This window comes from Paraflavitalea sp. (assembly GCF_059502485.1).
Window position 1 is genome coordinate 18,564 of the sequence record NZ_JCACET010000011.1, and the last position, 22,333, is coordinate 40,896.

At 50.9% G+C, this 22,333-nt stretch carries 9 protein-coding genes; 1 reads left to right on the forward strand and 8 read right to left on the reverse strand.

From position 1 onward, the window contains the following. The 7 genes from AC5JBY_RS27975 to AC5JBY_RS28005 all read right to left on the reverse strand — a co-directional run bounded on the left by AC5JBY_RS27975 (window position 1) and on the right by AC5JBY_RS28005 (window position 14,781). Window positions 1-1,896 (reverse strand): glycoside hydrolase family 97 protein, encoded by a 1,896-nt coding sequence (locus AC5JBY_RS27975; protein WP_495907984.1) that lies wholly within the window; start codon window positions 1,894-1,896, stop codon window positions 1-3. Beyond that, complete coding sequence (locus AC5JBY_RS27980; RefSeq protein ID WP_495907985.1) at window positions 1,893-3,107, reverse strand: glycoside hydrolase family 88 protein; 1,215 nt, start codon at window positions 3,105-3,107, stop codon at window positions 1,893-1,895. The genes AC5JBY_RS27975 and AC5JBY_RS27980 overlap by 4 nt, the downstream gene beginning before the upstream one ends. A gap of 67 nt (window positions 3,108-3,174) precedes the next feature. Further along, window positions 3,175-6,846: a DUF4979 domain-containing protein gene (locus tag AC5JBY_RS27985; protein ID WP_495907986.1), complete on the reverse strand. Its 3,672-nt coding sequence runs from the start codon at window positions 6,844-6,846 to the stop codon at window positions 3,175-3,177. 143 nt (window positions 6,847-6,989) lie between these two features. Continuing rightward, window positions 6,990-8,747, reverse strand: coding sequence for a RagB/SusD family nutrient uptake outer membrane protein (locus AC5JBY_RS27990; protein WP_495907987.1), 1,758 nt, complete (start codon window positions 8,745-8,747; stop codon window positions 6,990-6,992). A gap of 18 nt (window positions 8,748-8,765) precedes the next feature. Further along, a complete protein-coding gene (locus AC5JBY_RS27995; protein WP_495907988.1) occupies window positions 8,766-11,981 on the reverse strand; it encodes a SusC/RagA family TonB-linked outer membrane protein in 3,216 nt (1,071 codons plus the stop codon). After that, entirely contained in the window at window positions 11,978-13,081 is a 1,104-nt protein-coding gene (locus tag AC5JBY_RS28000) for a LacI family DNA-binding transcriptional regulator (RefSeq protein WP_495907989.1), read from the reverse strand. Before AC5JBY_RS28000 ends, AC5JBY_RS27995 begins: the two co-directional genes overlap by 4 nt. Then, a complete protein-coding gene (locus tag AC5JBY_RS28005; protein ID WP_495907990.1) occupies window positions 13,078-14,781 on the reverse strand; it encodes a hypothetical protein in 1,704 nt (567 codons plus the stop codon). Before AC5JBY_RS28005 ends, AC5JBY_RS28000 begins: the two co-directional genes overlap by 4 nt. 475 nt (window positions 14,782-15,256) lie before the next feature. Here AC5JBY_RS28005 and AC5JBY_RS28010 point away from each other — a divergent pair, with 475 nt between their 5' ends. After that, window positions 15,257-16,804 carry a glycoside hydrolase family 28 protein gene (locus AC5JBY_RS28010; protein WP_495907991.1) on the forward strand — a complete coding sequence of 516 codons (1,548 nt, stop codon included), beginning with the start codon at window positions 15,257-15,259 and terminating at the stop codon, window positions 16,802-16,804. A 14-nt stretch (window positions 16,805-16,818) separates the two neighbouring features. Here AC5JBY_RS28010 and AC5JBY_RS28015 read toward each other — a convergent pair whose 3' ends face one another. Continuing rightward, complete coding sequence (locus tag AC5JBY_RS28015; protein WP_495909099.1) at window positions 16,819-20,955, reverse strand: hybrid sensor histidine kinase/response regulator; 4,137 nt, start codon at window positions 20,953-20,955, stop codon at window positions 16,819-16,821. Between the last annotated feature and the right edge of the window lie 1,378 nt (window positions 20,956-22,333).

Sequence of the window (22,333 nt, forward strand, 5' to 3'; positions counted from 1 at the left end):
TTAAGGTTTGATGCGTATGGCATGGCCGCCTGACGCCTGTAGTTTTACCGTGAGTACAGTGGCTGCCGTTATCTTTTTCTCTTCCACTTTTACTTTGGTTGCTGTGGGCACGGATGGATCGTCTGCATAGATCGTGGCCGTAAAGGTTTTGCCTTTGGGCAGGAAGTTGCAATCGATCGTCAGTGTGCGTGCTTCGTTGTTGGTGATGGTGCCTACATACCACTCCTGTCCTTTGCGCCGGGCGGTGGTGATGTATTGTCCGGGTGTTCCCTGCAGTATGCGTGTTTCATCCCAGCTTACGGGAATGTTGTCCCAGAATGAAAGCTCTGGTTCATTCCTGCTCTGGGCGGGTTTATCGTACCAGTATAATGTTTGTAACGGGCTGTAGTAAATAGCGGCCAATGCCAACTGGTGGGCATGGGTGGTTTTGATACGGTCGGCGTAATAGCAGATGGTGTAGTCTGCCGCTCCCGCTATGTAGCGTGTGAAGGGTAATACGGTGTTATGGGTAGCATCGGGCATTTCTTCATTGCCGCGTATGCCCTCTGCCGTTAAGAGGTTGGGCCAGGTGCGTTGTTCGCCGGTAGGTCGCCAGTCGTCGTGGACATTGACCATGATCTGGTTCTCAGCTGTCTTTTTAAACATTTCTTCCAGCCAGGTGGTCCAGCGATGTGATCCTACCTGTACGAAGCCAAATTTCACGCCTTTGATGCCCCAGTCTCTGTATACGCGGAACAGGGAATCGGACTGTGCATATAAGCCCTGGAGGTTTACGTAGAGCCATACGCCTACGCCTCTTTCTTTACCGTATTGGATAATGGCTGGCAGGTCGAAGTTGGGGATGGCCACTTTAGTGGCGTCGGAAGTAAAGGTAAAAGCGGGACCATACCATTTCCAGTCGAACAGGATGTATTGGAGCCCGTGTTTTACAGCAAAATCAATGTTCTCTTTGGCATCGGCTGTAGTTTGTGTCATCACGCGTATGATCTTACCGGGTTTTATCCAGCTCATGTCTTTGATCTTCGATGGCTCGTTGAGGCTCAACAGAAGGTGGTTGTTCATGGCCAGTTGTCCGGGTTGCTCAGCCACCATGATCACACGCCAGGGCGTGGTGAAGGGTGATATAAGATCAGCCGGGGTGTACATGCTGGTGAGGATGGTATTGGGTTTTGTTTCGCTTAGTTTGAATTTGGCTCTTGCATAGTCTACCATTCCTGCTTCGGCCAGACAGGCGTGTAAGCCATTCGGTAGCTGCAATGTCAATGGCCGTTCGCTTTCTCCCGGCCAGTTGTTCAGGGGCAACAGTTTGTAGAGCGCCTGTGCCCATGCAGCATGCCAGGCCAGGGTGCCTTCGGGCAGGGTGAATGCTGTGTTTTCCTGCATTACACGGTAGTAGGTTCCTTTCACATTCTCGGGGAAGTAATACCTGATGGCCGCGCCTTCATTGTAAGCCCTGATCTCTACTTCTACCGGATAGATGGGGTTGTCATCTTTGACAAGGCGAATGGTGATGGCATTGTAATGATCCCGTATGTGACTGTTTTCTCCGTAGGGTGGTTGCCAGGTTGTATCGCGCGTAGTGCGTACAATCTCTTTTACCAGCAGGTTTTGGCTCCAGCGGGCATGGGTGTCTACCTTGAGGGCCATGGCCCGCTCTGACAGGTTGTTGTCGAGCTGTATGTCCAACGCCGACTCCTGTATCACTGGTTTGTTTTTCCAGGCAAGCTGGTAGTACATTTCTTTTTTACCCGGTGATAGTTGCTTCTGGTAAAACTGTACGGTGAGTTGTCCATCGGGTGATTGTACGGTGGCTCGCGTGTTCTCTATCACTGTCTGTGCTGAAGCATGGTGCAGGGTGATAAATGTGCATATTGTTGCTAACAGGGTACGTATCATAATTTTTTTCCTCCTTGCTGTAATGTGCGCTGCCGCAGCAGGGCTTCCATGTAATAGTAATCGGCGTAAATGATCGAGGCATCGATCTCTCCGCTGTTGGGTTTATGGCCTGTGGAATGGAGCAGGAATGCATTGTTGGCGTTCCTGCTTTGGTATTGGTCTGAAGACAAGGATGTCAACATGAAATCTGCTTTTGTGCGGTACTCTTGTGCTTTGGCGGTATCGGTTACAAGGGTGGAAAGTTCCAGCAAAGCTGCTGCGACAATGGCTGCTGCCGAAGCATCCCTCGGGGCATTTGGTATATCCGGTGCGTTGAAATCCCAGTATGGCACGCTGTCTTCGGGCAGGTGCCGGAGGTATACATCGCTCACTTTTTGTGCGAAATCAAGGAAGCGTGGGTCTTTCGTTTCACGGGCTACCATCGTAAATCCATAGATGGCCCAGGCTTGTCCACGGGCCCACATGCTACTGTCGGAATATCCCTGGTGGGTGATGCCTTTTACTTTTTGTCCGGTGGCCGTGTCGTACACTACCACATGGTAAGATGTGTAGTCGGGCCGGAAATGGTTTTTCATGGTGGTCTCCGCGTGTTTCACTGCTATGTTGTACAGGTTACGGGAGCCTCCGTTCTTAGCTGCCCAGAACAGGAGTTCGAGGTTGATCATGTTGTCCATGATCGTGTTGTGGCGCAAAGGCCAGTCTGTACCTGGCACGTTGCGTGGCCAGGAAAGGATGGTGCCTACTTTGGGGTTATAGAGTTTGGCCAGGGTGTCGGCTGTTCTCAGCAGGATGTTCTTATACTGTGTGTCTTGTGTGAGGCGATAACCGTTGCCGATGCTGCAATACACCTGGAAGCCGAGGTCGTGGTCGATGGCTGCCGTGTCGGCGAGTGGAAACAGGGCGGCAGAGAAACGTTGGGCCTTTTGTTTCCACTGGTCATCGCGGGTGTATTCATACGCGTACCACAGTATACCCGGGAAGAACCCGCAGGTCCAGTCGCGGTAATTCACGAAGCGCCATTGCTGCTGCCTATGCGCAATGCTGCGTGGAATGTGCGTGGAGTCCTGCAGGGTGCTTACCGTTTTGGTCAACTGTGTTATGCAGTAACCTAATTCTTTGTCATTGTCTGTGGTGGCTGGTGCTGCTGCGCAACCTGCCAGCCATCCGGCGATGGTTATCATCATCCATGCTTTGCCTTTTTGTAGCTTCATTATTTCTATTCTGTTGTTTTAGTTTTCATAAGGTTCTTCTTGACTTAGGGCGACCCACCCTCAGTGTTTATTGTTTCATTATCTGCTTCGTCGTTTTTGTTTTTCCGTTGCGCAGTTCAACCTGGTACATGCCTGCCGGCAGTTGTTGCAGGGAAATGGCCTGGTTGGTAGCTGTAATCCTGCGCTTCATCAGCAATTGTCCTTTCAGGGTGAATACCTGTATCTGTGCGTCGTTTTCTACTTTATCGAGTTGTATGTTCAATTGATCGGTGACGGGATTGGGAAACAATGTGATCTTGTTGTTGCCTGCTGCATCGGCTGCACGGCCGGCAGTGGTAGTATTGGTACCCGTGAGTAATGGTGCTTCTGCCGGCTCTGTGCCATAGATCAATTGTCCCTGATAGTATACCGTGATGTGGCCGTTTGCTGCCAGTGGCGCAGGCGCCTGCCAGGAATGATCATTGGTTTGCGTGAATGGCGACCAATCGGTTTTTGTGATACGGTATCGAATATTGCCTGTTTCACTGGCTGGGTATAAATTACCCAGCGCAGGTGCTATTTTCCATTCGATGTATTGGTCGGCTCCTTCTTTTGCGGGGCTCACCGTGTGGAAGCTGCGCAGGATATTGTTGTTGCCCAATGGTGCATAATCTAACCAGGCATTGAGTGCAGCGTTTCCGTCTGTGGTGAACCAGTAGCGTACCGAGAGGTCGTTGTAGTTTACGGGTACATTGCCTTCATTGCGCAGGTTGAGGTGTGTGCTGATGGTATTGGCGCTGCTGTTTTGTGTAGCTGACCAGGGTGTCACCTTCACTACCGGCGTTTCGGCTTCGGGTTCTTCTCCCCATACCAGTATGCCATTGCGGTACAGGGTAATGTGCTCATTGGGTGCGTAGGTTGTTTGTGCTTTGTAGGAGTGGTCGTTGGTCTCCTGCAGGTTGCTCCAGTTGGTGTTGGCCAGTCTTGTCTGAATGACGCCCGAGGTACCAGCCGGTAACAGTTGGCCCGCTGTTGTGTTGAATTTATATTCTACATACCCATATGCTCCTTTGTGGGGCTGCGGCAGTGGCATGTATTGCATTTGTATGTGCTGGTTGCCCATCTGTGCGTAATCTATCCAGGTGTTGACGCCTGCAAAGTTTTCGGCAGTGAGCCAATAGCGTGCTGTCAATTCTCCATAGGCTACCGGCAGTGTATCGTTGTTTACCAGTTGGAGGTAAGGGCGTATGTTGTTGTTGGCTGTCTGTCCATTGTCGCCGTCGCGGTATTGTACCGTGAGCTGCAAGGGAGCTATCGTCAAATTGCGGGCTACTGCCTGGGCTGCGAGGTATACAGAATCACCCGGCTGGGTAGCGGTAATGGTTACCGATCCTGCTTTCCTGATCTGCACGTATCCATTTTCTACTGTAGCAATGGCCGTATCGGTGCTGATAAACTTCACCGGCAGGCCTGAGCTGGCTTGTGCGGAGAGTGATTGCATCGTATCGCCCAATAATGCCGGGGGCAGTTGGTTGAAGGTGATGGTTTGTGTTTGGTGTGGCACCAGTTGTTGCAGTTCTGCCACCGAGCGGGCTGTGATGATCCAGTCGACGGTGTAGTTCGTTTCGGCAGATGTGATATCTGCTACTTTGAACTGAAAGGTGGTGAGTGTGGTGGGCGCCGTGGTGGACAGTGGTGTATTGCCCGAGCCGAACCCTCTTTGGGTAAGGTCGTAGTAGTATACTTCTTCTCCTACCCTGCCTGTCCAGCGATTGGCTCCATTGCCAAAGGCGCCGAGATTGGTGTCGAACGTGATATTGCCAACCTGCGGTTTTTTGAATTTGATGGCTACGAGCGGGTAGTTGGCCGGATGGAGTATGGCGCCTGCTGTTTTGCGTATGTCGCCGCGCTTGCTTCCGTTGGCCTGGGTAGCCAGTGTGACCTGCAGTTGCCCATTGTTGACCGTAGCTGTAGCGCCACTCGTGGCTGTGGCCCAGCCATCTGCCGTAGTGGTGAACTGATCATTAAGAAGACCGACTGTGCTATCTACCGGATTTGTATTGCCACCCGGGTGATCGGGTGCATTGTTGAGGTAAAAGAGTAAGGAGCCGTAACCGGGATTGTCGGCGCCAAAGGGCGCTCCTTCCGGTCCCATGGTGTGTAATACTTCCTGTGTCCAAGGCATCTGTAATCCTTTGCGGTATACGTAGTGGTTGTAGGCTATTTCAAATACAGACCGGAACTGTCCGCGACCATTGGCGGATATTGCTTCGGGTGTGTAATCGCTGTAGTTCTTTTCACAATAGTCATAAGCTGTTTCATAGGGTACGGTATTGCCGAGGTTGTATTTGGAGGTGTATTCGAAGCCGCGCATGATGGCGTTGCCGGAAGAGGAATACAGGTCTACGCCTTGTTTCAATGCCATCTCCGCTATTTCGGCCATCGAGCCGAGCGCCAGCATGGTATGTGGCTGGTCGCGGTTGCTTTCCTGTAATTGTCCGGCAGCGGTGAGTACATAGTTGTCGATGCTGCCATTGCCTTCGCCGTGGTAGAAGTAATTGACCACGCGGTTGAACATGGCCGTGTCATTGCAATAGACTGCAATGGACATAAGGGCTTTCATGCAGATGATATCCCAGTTGCCATGTGCGCATGGTCTGAAATTTTGCAGTACGGGATAGAACACGTTTTTGAGCATGGTCTCACATTGTACCTGGTTGGCCTGTGGCCAGCCGCTATAGGTGTGCCGCATCAGTTCGGCTGCGTTGGCAAACATGAATCCATATAATCCGTTCAGCTCTGCATCGCCGCCTACGATGGCTGTTGTGGTGCTGGCGTAGGCATCGAGTATCTGGGTGGACTTCACGGCATGGGCTGCATTGCCGGTGATGTTATACATCAGTGCATTGTAGTAGGCTGCGAGGCAATCGCTTTCCACACGGGATTTGACAGTGCCGCCTGGAATGCCGTTGAGCGTGAGTGAAGGATCGCGGGTGATCTGCGGGAATGGCCCTGCTATGTTGTAGCTGGCAGAAGCGCGGCTGGAAGCACTCAGCAGCTGGAAGCTCTCATATGGACGGCCGTATTGATTGTCTACAAAGTTTTTAAGGCGTTGCAAATCGGTGGTGCTGTGCAGCAATCCCGGATGGGTGAACTGGCCGCTAAAAGAAAATGAGGGCGGGTTGTTGACACCTGCAAATGTGCGAAGGGCTGCTACTGAAGGAAATGTCTTTACCCAGTCTACTTCGTATTGCAGATCGCCGGCTGCTATTTCTGCCTGTGTCAATACAATGTCGGCTATCTTGAACTGGAAAAGGCTGAGTGTGGTGGGTGCTGTTTGTGATAAGGTAGTGTTGCCGAGCCTGCCGGTGGAAAGATCCCAGTAATAAATGTTGCCGGTGGCCGAGGCAATCTTCGTGGCGTTGTTGTTGGTGTTGTTGTAGGAGCCAAGGTTGGAATCGAAGAAGAAGTTGGCGCGTGGCGGCTTGTTGAATTTGATGGCCACAATTGGATAAGCGCCTGCATGGAATGTGACGCCACCATTCTTACGCAGGTCGGCGCGGTACCTGCCTGATGACTGGAGGGCCATGTTGACCACCAGTTGTCCATTGGTAAGTTGTGCTGTGCTGCCTGCTGTGGAAGGCGCCCAGCTGAACGTGTTGCCGGTAGTAAAATCATCATTGAGTAAACCAGTCTGCGCCTGTGCAGGCAAGGCCCACAGGGCTGTAAGAAGGGTGAAAGCAGTAGTAATGGCTCGCATGATCGTTAGGTTTTTATGATAAAGTTTAATGTGGAGACTGATCATTGGAGGATCATTCATTACGGACAGCTCAGGGCTAACGCTAACTAACTGCTTGCTTATGATGATGGAAAATGAGCTGTCCGTAATGAGTGTTTGTATTATTATTCCCAGCCGGGATTATTGGGTTTGAGGTTGGGGTTGAGTTGTATTTGTTGTGATGGTATTGGCAGCAGGTAATGTTTCTGCTCCCATTTGCGTGAGCTGGCGGGCTCGATGATATAGGCGCCTTCTGCATCTTTCGTTGCCGAGGAGAGGCTGGTCCATTTGGTTTGCCACTGGGTGCCTGTCCATTTAATGCCAAGCAAAGGCATGGGCATTTCCACTTCTGCTGTTTTCCAACGTTTGAGGTCGTCGATGCGGAAGCCTTCGAGGAAGAGTTCTACGGTTCTTTCGCGCCTGATCTCTGTGCGCATATCGAGTCCGTTGGCTGCCACGAAAGCATTGCTAAGCTTTGGCATGGTCTTGTTTACACGGTTGCGTACCAGGTTGAGTGAACGGTCGAGGTCTGCATCGCTGATGGTCCCGTCTCGTTCGAACTTTGCCTCAGCATAGGTGAGCAATACTTCCGCGAGCCTGATAACGGGGTAATCATAGGACTCTTCGTTGTCCTGCAGGTTTCTTTCGGTAGCCCATTTCTGGGGTTGGTAGCCGCTGGAAAAGCCTCCGTTGTGGACGCCTTTGGAGTGGGCTATATCCTGCGCATCTCCCAACCAGGTGACGCGGGAGCTGATGTTTTCATTGTCCCAGTGTACGCGTCCGTCCATCATGAATGAATAGCGCATGCGGCTGTCGCGGTCAATGTATTCGGAGGTCGTAGTGGCATATCCCTGGAAGAGGGGCGATTTGCTGACAGGGAGTCCGTCTTTCGACAGGTACATGTTGGCCATCTTGCGGGTTACCCACAATACGTTGCCCAATACCGAGTGGGTGATGTTGGACCTCACCTGCCTCAATTTGTAATCGTAGCGGTTGGCGAGGATGTATTCTTTGTTCTCTGCTTTGCCGATGCCCAGCGGGTTGGATTTTTCATTTTCCAATACAAAGAGGTATTTGTAGGCCGAGTCGCCGAGTGCAGCAGAAGCTCCTGACACACCAAAGAGGTTGTACTGGTTGCTGGTGATGACCGCATTGCTGTTGGTGATCGCTTTATCGAGCAGGGTGTTGGCTCTTGCTGTATTGCTGCGGAACTTTTGCCAGGTGCCTTCGTACAGGGCTACTCTTGCCAGCATGGATTGTACTGCTCCTGTGCTGATGCGTCCTTTATCGGCGCCGGGGATAGCGCTTTCCAATCTTACTGCTGTCAATGCTTCTTCGAGATCGGTCATGATGAAGTCTACTACCGAATCGCGGGCAGACCGTGGTGCATACAACTCCGGTGAATTGATGTCGAGTGGCTTTTTGATGATGGGTACCTGACCGTATTGTTGCAGGAGATCGAAGTAGGTGTAGGCGCGGAAGAACTTTGCTTCTGCTACATATTGTTTGATCTCGTCGGCATTGCTGTATTCCGCTGCTTTGCTCAACAGGTAGTTGGTCTCTCGTATGCGGGTGAAGGCCGTATTCCAATTGCCATCGGTGAGTGGTACTGTATTGGTACCATTGCTGAAGGCGATGCGGTTGCCACGTGTTGCCAGGTCGCTCTTGTCATCGGCATGTGGATTGTCGAAGATCATGGGTGCAAACGTGGCCATGTAGCCGTAGAATTGGTTGGCGGCGAGCTTGAACTGCTCGGCCGACTTCCAGAAATCGGCGTCGGATATTTCATTGATGGGTTTCAGGTCGAGGGCCTTGTTGCAGGCCGTGCCGCCGCTCACGAGAATGGCGACTGCTATAGTATATCGGAGAATGTTCTTTTTCATGTTCATGCAATTAAATCGTTAAAAAACCAGGTTTACGCCGGCGGTGAGGTAGCGGTAAAAAGGGAATCGTTCTGTTGTGTTCACGCTACGTGTCGTTTCCGGGTCCCATCCATCGCGGATGCTGGAGGTTTCCCAGAGGTCGTTGCCAGAGAAGTATATGCGCAGTTTCTGGATCTTCACTTTTTGCAACCACTGCTGTGGCAGTGTGTAGCCGATCACCAGGTTTTTTAAACGGAGGTAAGCGCCGTTTTCCACAAACCAGTCGGAGGGCATGTAGTTGTAGTTGTTGATGGTGCCGGTGGCCGACAGTCTTGGTAAGGAGGCGTTGGTGCGGGTGGGTGTCCACCATTTCTCATTGAACGCGGCATTCTGTCCCTGGAACACCGTTGCCAGTGGCATGCGCCAGTTGTTGGTACGTGCGATCGTGCGTTCTCCTACGCCCTGAAAGATGAAGTTGAGGTCGAAGCCTTTCCAGGCAAGACCGCCATTGAAGGAGAAAGAAAAGCGTGGATCGTCGCGGCCAATGAACACGGCATCTTCGGGGAAGGTGAGTTTGCCATCCCCATTTACATCGCGGAACATATTATCGCCCAGTTGCAGGCTTGTGCGCGGGTCGGTGCTGGTGGCACTGAAGCCTCCATTGATGTTGGTACCGTTGGCAAAGAAGAGTTTCTTGTAATCTTCTATGTCTTTGTCGCTTTGGATGCGACCGGCATACACCATACCATAGTAGGCATTGATGGGATAGCCTTCTACCGCGCTGTTGAAACCTCCGTTGGCATTGCTGATGATGTTGACGCCGCCGAAGTTGACCAGTTTATTGCGGTTGTCACTGATGTTGCCGCCAATGAAGTAAGTGAGGTCCCCTATCCTGTCGCGCCAGTTGAGGGATGCTTCCCAACCCCAGGTTTTCAGCTTACCATTATTACCTGCCGGTGCACCTGCTCCCAATACGGCTGGGTAAGCGCGGGCGATCAGCATATTGTTGTTGTATTTGAGGAAGTATTCGAATGTGCCGGCGAGGCGGTTGTTGAGCACTCCGAAGTCAACGCCTATATTGGATGTTTCTATGCGCTCCCAGGTGCGATCGAGGGCCACCAGTCCGCTGGGGAATACGCGCACGATGGGGCTGGTACCGAGTATCGGTTGTCCGCTGCTGCCCGGACCAGTAGAGAACGCAAGGCCCATCATCTGGATATAGTCGTACAGGCCGATGCCTGTCTGGCTGCCCAGGCTGCCCCAGCTTGCGCGTAACTTCAGGTTGCTGAGCCAGCCCGTGTTTTGCAGGAAGTTTTCCCTGGTGAGCACCCAGCCTGCCTGAAATCCATAGAAGAATTTCCAGCGGCTGTCGGCCACGAAGCGTGATGAGCCGTCGTAGCGTGTGTTGGCTTCAAACAGGTATTTGCCGTCGTAGTCGTAATTCAAACGTCCGAAATATCCTGCCAGTGCATAATGGTTTTGCGACTGTCCGACTGTTTTGGAAGTTAGATCGCCTACGCCCAGGTTAAGGGAAGGTGGTACGCCGCTGAGGATGTCGAATGTCTTACCGTTGAAGTTCTTGAATTCATCTCTTTCGTATTGGGCGCCTGCCATCAGCTTGAAGTTGTGGTCATCGCGGATCGTCTTCGTGTATTCTGCATAGCCGTTCAAGCTGAAATAGGCATCTCTGATCTGTTGTTCGGTGTAAGAACTACGTGCCGGGAAATTGCCCAGTGCAATGGTTCCCGTGTAATCATAATAGGTAACCATGTTTTCAAGGGTGGCCGTGTTGGTGATGCCGTAATAGTAACCGGCTGACCCTACGAACTTCAGGTCTTTCATAGCCTGGTAGGTCAGGTTCACCACCGAGTTGATACGTGTATTGTATTCTTTGGCTTCTCCGCCCAGTTCGGCTGCCCAGTTGACTGCTGCATTGCCCTGGCCGCTGCCCCATACATAGGGTTTACCATTTTTTGCAGCCGACGGCATGCCGGGTTGTATGAAGTTGCCCAGTACATCGTTGAGCCGTGTGGGTTGTACGATGTCGTTTTTCTCCAGTGATATGTTGGTCTCCAGTTTCAGTTTGGGGGTAAGCTGGTAGTCGTTGTTGAAGCGTACGTTGTACCGGCTGTTGGTATTCTGGCCCCATTGGAGCAAGCTACCATCGCGCAAATATCCAAGTGATATGCGATAGCCTGAACGGTCGTTCCTACCTGAAATGCTCAGCTGATGTTCTGTAGAAGTGGCATTGCCCCAGAGGTAATCCTGCATCGTGCCGTCGAAGAACGGGAAATCTCGTACGTCGGTGAAGTCGCTCTTGTAGGGATAGTCTGCGCGGGAGTACCAGTTGGAATCTGGCCGGTTGATAGCGGCCAGGGCCATATTGTACCAGATATTGTTGGAGGTGTTTTTATCTGCTTCCTGTCCTTGTTTCATCATGTTGGCCCATTGGTCTATGTTCATGATGTTGGGCTGCAAGCCTACGCGCTTTTGGGATACGGAGCCGTTGTACTCCACCGTTATTTTGCCCGACTTTGCTCTTTTGGTGGTGATGAGGACCACGCCACCGGCGGCACGGGCGCCATAAATGGCTGCTGCTCCATCTTTGAGGATGGAGATATTGTCGATGTCATTAGGGTTGATGGAATTGAGTGCGTTGAGGCTTACGTAGGGTAATCCGTCTACGATCACGAGTGGGTCTACGTTGTTGGTAGATGAGGCTCCCCTGATCTGGAACTGCCAGTTCTCACGTCCTGGCGCTCCTGAGCTACGGGTTACTACCACGCCGGGCGCCTGCCCCTGCAGGGCGGCCAATGGATTGGCTACCGGGCCACGGTCCTGGAAGGTTTTGGCGCTGATGGTGGTGACGGAACCCGTGAGGGTGGCTTTTTTTGCTGTGCCGTAACCTACCACTACCACATCGCCCAGCTGTTCGCCGGTGGCTTCCAGCTTCACGAGGAGTGGCGCTGTGCCTGCCGGTTTTATTTCCTGTGACTGATAGCCTACGTTGGTGATCTCCAACACGGCGCCGGCCGGAACGGAGAGTATGAACTGACCTTTGTCGTCGGTGGAAACACCGGTTACGGTGCCTTTTACTTTAACGCTGGCGCCGGATACCGGTGTGTTGTTTTTGGCGTCTACCACCGTACCGGTGACGGTGCTGGCAGTTTGGGCCAACACAGTGGCGGGCAGGCAGGCCAGCCATACAATCACCAGGGTCGTCCATCCTGGCAGCAATCGGGATACATAGCTCATAATGGCAATTTTAGATTTGAGGTACTGTTTTCGTTTAGTGATGCAGTTTTATGTGTTGTTTGTGCTGTCGTTTTTTGTGTGCGTGGCAGGGATGATTGCCGCACGATCAATTGTGTTGGTAACACCGTTGTTTCTGCTGGCAAGGCTTTCGCTTCGCCCGACAATACCGTCATGAGGGCTGCAATAGATGCTTTGGAAATGGCTTCTACCGGCTGGGCCACTGCCGATACGGATGGTGAGAACAACGCGAAATGGGTGTTGTCATCGAAGCCTACCACGGCCATGTCATCCGGAATTTTCCGGTGGCGGCCGTGCAGGGCTTCAAGGCCTGCAATGGCGAGGTAGTTGGTGGCAAAGATCAATGCGTCGAGTTGTGGCTGTGTATCGAGGTACTGCCCGATATGTTTTGCTACCTGCTTTTCGCGCTCCATCGTATAGGATACTTTCAATACGCAGGCTGGCAAGTGTTGTTCTTCCATTGCACTGGCGTAGCCTATAAGGCGGTCATCCATCTGGGTTTGTTCGGAATCGAGTGTAACAAAACCAATGTGTGTGTAGCCGTTTTCCAGGAGATGCAAGGCTGCCTGGTAAGCTCCGCCTTTGTTGTCTACTACTATGTTGTGTGTATCGAGCTCCGGGAAGTAACGGTCGAATAGCACTACCGGCAGTTTATCTTCCAGCAGTGCTGCTATGTCGTGGGCCATGCAGGGCGGCGGCGCAATGATGTAGCCATCGACTTGTGTATCGCGGAATCCCTGCAGCAGGTCGCGGGTTACGCGCACGTTGTTTTCGGTGCTGGCATGGAATATTTTATAGTCATACTGGTGTGCATAGGCTTCTACGATACGTGCTATGCCTGAGAAGAAGGGATCGGAAATATCTTCTACCAGCATGCCGATGATCTTGCTCTTGCCTGTGCGCAGGCTTCTGGCCATGCGGTTGGGCCGATATCCCGATTCGGCCACGTATTCAAGGATCGTTTTTGCCCGATCGGCACTGATGCGCTTTTCTGCTGCACGCCCATTGAGGACGTACGAGATCGTAGCGGCTGATACGCCGAGCTCGCGGGCTAAATCGTGTATGGATATTTTGCGCTTCATGGCCGGGTGATGTAAATGCTTTGGGTAACGGAAATGGCTGACTGTATTTTGGGTTCCGCTGTTCGTCCATATTGCCATGCTACCACGGTTATCAATACCGGATATTTCGCTTTGGGGGGTATGGGGGTAAAATGAAGGGTATTTCCTTCTACTCTTGCCGGCCCTTCCAGCACATAGTAGTATACCGGCCTGTCAGCATCGGACACTGCATTCAGTGTTATGCTTTTGGCGTCTGCACGCTGGCTGGCAATGGATGGAAAGCTGATGTGTTGTTCTTTGCCTTCCGTGAGTTTTGCCGGCACCGTCATCTGTGCCTGTTGTACGATGGGTTTGTATTGTGCATCGCCGGGGTGACGGGCAATGAAGGTGAATACATGCTGGCGGGCATTGGGATCGAGGCCGGGCGCGAGTTGCAGGCGGAACGTCGTATCGTTGTCTTTGGTAAATGGTCCTGCCACCCAGTCGATGGTGATTGGCCTTTCATCTTTAGCGTGGCCCAGTGGCGAACCTGCGGGCAATCCTGTCCAGTTGGCCAGGCGGGGGCTACCGCTGCCTACCGTATCATAAAAAGCGCCATTCAAATGGAAGGTGATGCCATCCTGTGCGGGCAGGAATTTAAGGTCTATCTGCAAGTGGCTGTTCTTCTGCGGCGCCATCTTTCCTTCCTGCATAATGCCAATGAGCTGGGGCTTCAATCTTTTGTATTGGGCGCCGTAGTTTTCAACGGCCCGTACTGTTTCTTCATCGAAATACCAGAAGGCTTCGGTCTTGTTGCCGGTATACCGTCTTACCGGCGCTGCAGGTGCCGATGGTGGCGCATCGGGCCTCCATTTATCAGCCAGCCATCCCGATTTAGTTGGATCAACTGGTATTAAAACGGGTGGTCCCTGCTTTGGGTATTTTTTCGGCAGGCGGTACTGTGCGGCTTTCTTTATGTAAAAGGCAATGAATTCTGTTTTGGGTTGCGAGGTTGCAAAATGCCCTTCTGCCGGCACGGCCAGCATGCTTAGTGGCATGTGGGGATGTGCTTCGCGCTCCTTCAATCCTTCCGCACTCCAGGTAGCAGCTGCTTCATATTCTCCCATCGTTTCAAGGGATGGGATGTAATCGATGTTTTGTTCGGGGGACCAGATATCGGGTGCTGCGGTGTTGCGTACATAGGGCCACTGGCCGCTGACGGAAATGCAGGCCAGTGTGCGACCGGGATTCCAGGCTGCGAAATAATAGGGCCAACTGGCTGCTGCCGAGTGGCCGAGTCCTATTACTGGAGCATATGACAACTCCGGATAGCCCGACCGGGCCGCCAGTGAATCCATGAATGTGTTGAACACTTCTCCTGCGCCTTCTTTGAAGTTGAAGAAGTGGTTGAAGGATGGCGATACCCATATTTCTGCGAATCCCAGTTCTGCCATTGTCCGGCGGAAAGCGGGATCGATGAGGATCGAGATCTCCTCCATGTTGTGTTGTGCTACTATGATGCCACGTACCTGTTTACAGTTTTCCGGTATCCACAGGAAAGCGCGCACTGGTCCTTTGTTGCCCTGCACGGGAACCGACCATTGCCATACGGCAGTGGAAGGGCTACCGGCTGCCAACTGCCGGGCGTTACTGCTCAGGGTAGTTATCAACAGCAGGCAGGCGGCAATCGCCGGTCTATAAACAGTATTGACAGTCAGTAATATAGCTTTGGATGGGCGCATGTATCGGGTGAAAAGTTTGGGCAATAGATATCCGTTCAGGTATTGCCGGAGCGGTGTGCCTGTTGGTAATGGAATCAACTTATGGTGTTAATTAGCTTCCTGCAGCTGTGCGACTTCGGAAACGGTGGCGGCAAAGCGCCGGGGAAGGTTTGTGTTTATTCATATTGGCAAGTTTGTAGTTCGTTTAATCGATTGAGCGCCTGTGTTTAAAAAAACTGATACCTATCCACCCTGCGGAAAAACAGTATCAGGACCTTTTACAGTATGCAAAATACAGGGGGAAAACAAAAAGGCGGCGGGGGGTAAAAGCCGTAAAAGGGGGGTAAACTGACCATTTGCCCCCTTTTGGCTGTATCATGAATTGTTGAAAGGTCCAATCGCCTTAACTTCGGAACACCTGTTTACCTATCTTCTGCTCAGGACCTGCACTTTTATTTGTACATCCATCACTTCATTTTTCTAAATCAATTGCTCCATGGCAAAATTCCTGTCATTGATCTGTTTATTATTTACCGGCAGTTCGGGGTTTGGTCAGCAAATGGCTGGGCGTTATTTCAACATTCTTGACTTTGGGGCTGTAGCAGACACGGCTGTTGTGAACACCAGGGCTATCAATGCCGCGATCGAACGGTGTTTTCAAGCTGGCGGTGGCCAGGTGGTGATCCCTGCCGGCCGCTTCGTGTCCGGGACTCTTGTGTTGCGTGATCATGTGGAGCTACATCTTGAGAACGGCGCATTTTTATTGGCCAGTTATAACTACGAGGATTTCCCGCGCCAGCCTTTGCCGCGGTACCGCTCGCAGAAGGATGGCGGCGGCTGGTATGCGCTGATTTATGCCGAAGGGGCCAATCATATCGCCATTACCGGAGCCGGCACTATCGATGGGCGGGGACGGGGTAAGAAGGGGCGTCGGGGCTCGCCGGGTGGCGACCGTGATGGACGGCCACGCAACCTGTTGCTGATCTCGTGCCGCAACGTTCGTATAGAAGGTGTCAATCTTTATAATTCTGCCATCTGGAACCAGCATTACCTCGATTGTGAAGATGTGACGGTTAATAATATACAGGTGTATAATCATTGTAATGGCAATAATGACGGGATCGACATCGATGGATGTCGCCGCTTTGTATTGAGTAATAGTATCATCGACTCCGACGATGATGGGATCGTATTGAAGAGTACCGGGCCTGCGCCTTGTGAAAATATTACCATCAGTAATTGTATTGTGAGCAGTTTTGCCAATGCCATTAAATGCGGGACTGAATCTACCGGTGGGTTCAGGAATATTCAAATATCCGGTTGTGTGGTGAAGCCCAGCCGCAGTCAGTCGCCTCCGATCGTGAAGGTGTCTCCCATCGGTATTACGGGTATTTCATTGGAAATCGTGGATGGCGGTTTGATGGAAGGTGTTTCGGTCAGTAATATCACCATCGAAGGCACTCAATGTCCGCTATACGTGCGGCTGGCCAACCGGGCGCGTAAGCACCGGGAGGATGCGCCGGCGCCGGGGCAGGGCATCATGCGTAATATCATGTTCAGCAATATTCTTGCTTATGGCACCGGCAATTATGGTTCTTCTATTACCGGTATTCCCGGCGCCCGTATCGAGCATATTTATCTCAATAATGTCCGGTTTGTTTCCAAGGGCGGATTGGTGAAAGGTCGTTTTACGCCTGTGGAGCAACCCGGCGCACCGCGGCATGATGTAGCGAAAGACAGTGGGCAGGATACTTACCTGGCATCTTACAGGAACGTGAAGGAAGATGAGCAGGGTTATCCGCAGCCTACCGTTTGGCGGAACCTACCGAGTTATGGTATGTTCATCCGGCATGTAAATAATATTGTTGTGGACAATGCCAGTTTTCTTTCTGCCGGTACGGAGCCACGTGTTGCTGTTATTGCTGTGCACACTACTGGTTTGCAATTGAACCGTATACAAACGATGGCTTCACCGGCGCAAGTGATCCTGCACAACGTGCGGGAGGCTTTCATCGATAAGGGGATGGTTGTAAAGAAGGAGTAACGTTATCTGTGTTTTTATTTTCCTGGCTTTTCTTTCAGGTTTACCTGGTATTGATCGCCGAAGGCTTTGCGGTATTTCTTGATGTATTCTGAAGGGTTCATGCCAAAGACTTTATTGAATTCGGCGCGGAAGAATTTGATGTCATTGATGCCTACCCGAAAGGCGGTTTCATTGACATTGTAATTCGTGTGTATGAACAGCTCTGCTGCCTTGCGGAGCCGGATGAGGCGGATGAAGGAGCGGATGGATAAGCCTGATACCGATTTTACTTTGCGGAAGAGGTTGGAACGGCTCATGCCGATCTCGGCCAATAGTATGTGTTGGTTGAACTGGTCGTCTTCGAGGTGGCTTTCGACGATGGCGATGCAGCGTTCGAGGAACTCTTTGTATTCGCGCGATACTTTCTGATCGGTACTGCGGAGGGTGATGGCATTGTAAAAGTAGTGCTGGAGGATGGTGCGTGCTTTGAGCAGGCTGGCAACCCGCGCCACCAGGATGTCTTTATCGAAGGGCTTGGTAATATAATCATCGGCGCCGCCTTCCACGCCTTTGAGGCGTACATCGGTGGCTGTGCTGGCGGTGAGCAGGATCACGGGAATGTGTTGGAGGGCTTCTTCTTCTTTGATGTGGCGGCACAGCTCAATGCCGTTCATGCCCTGCATCTGCACGTCGGAGATCACCAGGTCGGGCAGGTGCTTGCGTGCCAGCTTCAATCCGTCTTCTCCATCCGATGCCTGGAACACCTGGTAGGTGTTGCGGAAGAGGCCTGACAGGTATTGTAATATCTGGTCGTCGTCGTCGATGAGCAGGATGGCTTTCTTTTCGCTCACGATGGCTTCGAGTGGCTCTCCGTTGCCGGTTGTGATATCTTCCTCTTGTCTTTCCGGCATATCATCGGGCGCCAGTTCTTCCAACAGCATCGGTGATGCCGGCGCCTGTTCGAGGATCACTTCGGGATCGAAGTGTTGTGTGCCTTTCAGCAGGCTAAGGATAAAGGTGGTGCCTTCTCCTTCTTTGCTTTCCCAGGCTATGTGTCCTTTGTGCTGGGCGGTGAAGTGCTTCACGAGGTAGAGCCCGATGCCAAAGCCCTGCTGTGCCGTGATGGCTTTGCCGGAGGCACGGTAAAACTTTTCAAACAACTGCTCTCCTGCTTCTTTGTTGATACCAATGCCATTGTCCTGCACGCGGAAGATCACTTCGGAGGGTGTTTCGCTGATCTGTAATGTAATGCTGCCTCCTTCGGGGGTGTATTTGATTGCATTGGACAGCAGGTTGTATAAAATGATCTCCAGCTTTTCGCGGTCGGCATACAGCTCCGGCTGCTCACACTGGTAATCGAAATTATAGCTCATCTTCCGTGTCTTCGCCTGCTGCACAAAGCAGAGGTACACCTCTTTTGCCAGTGTGCATACGTCCTGTCGTGCGGGCCTGATCTTATCCATCCCGCTTTCTGCTTTGCGGAACAGCAGTAATTGATCCACGAGGCTTAGCATGCGCCGTGCATTGCGGTATACTGTATGGAGTTCGCCATCCGGCGGCGCCTGTTCTTCCTGTTTGCGGCCCAGCAGGTCTTTGAGTGGATTGATGATAAGGGTCAGCGGCGTCCTGAACTCATGGGATATATTGGTAAAGAAGTTGAGTTTCTTTTCGTTGATGGTGCGTTCGCGTTCGTTGAGTACCTGCTCTTTTTCCCGTTCGGCGCGCTCACGCTCCAGTTCTGACCGTTTGTTTTCTGCATCGAGGTGGGCAATAGCTACTTCGTATTTCAATCGTATTTGCCGGTTGCGGTAGCGCCACCAGGTATAAACCAGTGTTACTGCTGCACCAACATACAGTAACCAGGCAAACCAGGTGCGGTACCATGGGGGCAGCACCGTAATATGCAGGGTAACTTCCTGCGGATTCCACACGCCATCTGTGTTGGTATTCTTAACCCTGAATGTATAATTGCCTTCGCTGAGGTGGGTGTAACTGGCTGAACGCTGGTTGCCTGCCTGGTTCCAACCTCTGTCCCACCCTTCCATGTAATAGGCGTAGTTTATTTTATCGGGTGTGCTGTATTCGGGCACGACGTATTGAAAGGCAAACACGGCTTTGTTGTAAGGCACTTTGATGTGTGTGGTGGCAGGTACCGGAAGCCCATCGACCGTAATACCAGTCAGGAAAACCTGAACAGGCTTTGCCGTAGACAATATCTTTTCGGGATGGAAAATGTTGAATCCCTTAATGCCTCCAAACATCAGTTCACCTGAACGCAATGCCAGACCGGCATTGGGATTAAACTGATTGCTTTGCAATCCATCGCCCTGGTAGTAATTGCGGAAAGCACCGGTTGCTATGTGAAAGCGGGATACGCCATTGGAGGTGCTCATCCATAGATTGCCCTGTCTATCGGGCAAAATGTTGAGCACCGTATTGTTGCATAATCCTTCTGCTGTTGTGTAGCGGGTCATGATCTGTCCGCCGGCAGGATCGAAGAGCACCAGTCCGCCTCCTTCTGTTCCTATCCATAAATGGCCTACACTGTCTTCCACAATACTGCGAATGGTATTGCCTATGTTGTAATATTGGTGTTGTTTGTTGATGTGGTCGATGCGAATCAATTGAGAGAGGTTGCCCGACCATAAGCGGCCTTTACTGTCTTCTTTCAATGCAAATAGTTCGGAGAGCCGTGTGTCGAATGCTTCGAAGCGGTCTTGTTGTTTGTTGTAACGATACAATGCTCCTTTCATGCCTCCTTCCTGTAAAGTAGTGGCCCATAAAGTACCGCTTTTGTCTACCAGCAGTTGGTAGCCCATTTTATTCTCCTGGTTGTTGTACGCGGGGTTGAGGCATTTATAGCGGGTGAAGGTATTGTTCGATCTGTTGTATCTATTGATGCCGCCCCAGTAGGTGGCGATCCATACATCTCCTTCGTGGTCCTGTTGTATGCTGGTGATAAAGTTGTTGCTGATGCCGGCCGTGTTGTGCGGGTTGTACTTAAAATTGGTGAACTGGTTGTTTCTGCGGTCCCACAGGCTGATGCCGCCAAACTCGGAGCCCACCCATATTCTGCCGTCTTCCATTTCATAGAAGGCAAACACATAATTGTTCACAAGGCTGTTGGTATTGAGCGGGTCGTGGGCAATGGTGGCGAAGCGGTCTTTCTGCCGGTCGATGACATTGATGCCACCGCGCTGTGAGCCCAGCCAGATCCTGCCTTCGCGGTCTTCCAGCACGGCATTGAAGTTTTCATTGCTGATGCTGTTGAGTCTTCCATCGGCTATAAGGTGCGTGACCTGCCGGGTAGCCGGGTCGAAAAACTTGACGCCATTGCCTTTGGTCACCATCCACAGCCGGTGTTGCCGGTCGATGGCAAAGCCTGCTACTTTATCTGTTGCCAATTCGGGATCGTAGGTGTTCAGCGCACGGGCATATGTGTTTGTCCTGGTGTTGTAACTATAAATGCCATTGTTTGTTCCCACCCATAATGACTCTCCATCGGGCAGAAAATGAAACGCTGCTTTTAACTGATCATTTACCAGTTTCAATTGCCGTGTATCTGGATCGTACCGGCAAAGGCCTATGGAGATCACAAATACCCACACGCGCTTTTGGGCATCGATGCGTATAGTGCCTGCGGCGTATTGGGTGTATATGGTATCATGGACTACCAACGGCACCTGCCAGGCTGTTCCACCAGGAAGCGCTATTATTAGTCCATCGATCAAACTGCTTACCAGCATGGTTCCGTCTGCACTTCGCTGTATATCTTTGATCTCGGTAGTAAGGGGGCGGGTTGCATTGGCGCCATGAGGCCGGTATTTCAGCAGGGAGAATTGTTCCGTGGCAGCGGCGTAGATGCTGAGTCCTTTATTGGTGCCGGCCCAAATATTGCCGCCGGCGTCTTCATTCACTGCATGCACAAAATTGTTGACCAGGGAATTGCTGTCGTTGAAGGTGTTACGGAATACTTTGAAGCTGTAGCCGTCGTAGCGGTTCAGACCATCGAAGGTGCCAAACCACATGAAGCCTTTGCTGTCCTGGAAAATGCTGCGCACGGTGTTGTTGGAAAGGCCCTGTTCAATACCGAGGTAAGTGAGCGGCAATCCATCGTTGGCTGCAACGCGCAGTGCCAACAGGCAGCATATCAGAATAAAGCGTATTTGCATTGGCTTCAAAACGGTCGTTCATGATTCCCCGCCACAAAACCAGTGTGCGGAGGATGGTTGTAAATTGCAATATAAGTAGCTGGTTACCAAAAATAAAATGGCTGTAGTATGTTGTTATACAACATACTCGTAAACTAATATAAAGGAGACTCTGCAGTGTTTTGAGGAACTTTTGCCTAACTTTATTTAAGTTTTCGTTCTTATGATGTGAAAGAATTTGGTGCGTCATTCATGGAGTCTGGTAGTTTTGCAGGCAAATAAAAGTTGATTTTCAATAATTAAGAGGAAGGTTCACAACCCTCTCTCTCCGCCCTCAAAGTTGCTCAGGCAACGTTCTCTGGCGGAAGTCGTCAACAGAAATTGCTAAGTAAACGAATAGTAAAAGCCCTGATTTTCAGGGCTTTTTGCTTTTTAAGCCCTTCCTGCCTTTAGCTCCATTTTATGGTGTATGTCTGGCGTCATCTAAAGCGCCTTGCCTATTTATATAAAGACTCCCGATGCTTTAATGATAAATCTCAGCTTATAGTGGCATCCATAGATGAATACAAGCTACTAATCAGAGCGGTCTTCTACGTACAAAATTTTCCTTCATACAGCATGGCTGAATAGTTACAGCAATCATGAAAATCGTTCTATTGGGACAGGGCTGAATGAGTTGTTTCTGCATTTTGGGCAGGAAAAGACATGTAAGTGCACTTTGAAAGGTTTAGCATCCCGTGGTTGCTCTAAGTTTAACAGCATATCCTTACGAGTCAGGCAAAGCCAACCTAAGTATGCTTACTTAAGTTTCCGGGAAACCGTAAATAATTCTGAAGAAAAGGTTGCTATTTGCTGATGTAAGAGAGGCTGTTGGGCAGGTGGAAATTTAACCGGCTCTCCATCAGATGAAGTTCTTTAAAGTAACGGAGGAAGTGGCAGAGATTGTCCTTAAGGTTTTACTGGTGACGCCAAAAAGTCGGTTAAGCAAGGGGGATTTTTCATTTGGAGGAAGAGTGCTAGAATAGTTGATTTTGCAGAAAACGTGGAAAATGATCGTTGGCGTAAGAATATAGAGTTGAGCTGCTTTGGCATTGGTTTATAAGTTCCTTCTCTTGATTTTTATCAATCTGTTTTTCTAGGATGATCGTGTTAGGTAGGTCAGTAAGGGAAAAATTATCAGCAGAATAATATATAATATCTGTTAGCGTTAGAAAAGTATACATCTATACGAAGAACCGATAGATATATTATTGGGTGTTTGTTAGAAATTCTAGTTTGGATTTGGCAGACAGCTAACAGGAGAATAAATAATAAGATGCTGTTTCTTTAAATGCCAATGGTAATGCACAAAAGGAGTACAGAATACTGAGAAAATGCCAATACTTTGACTATACTAGAA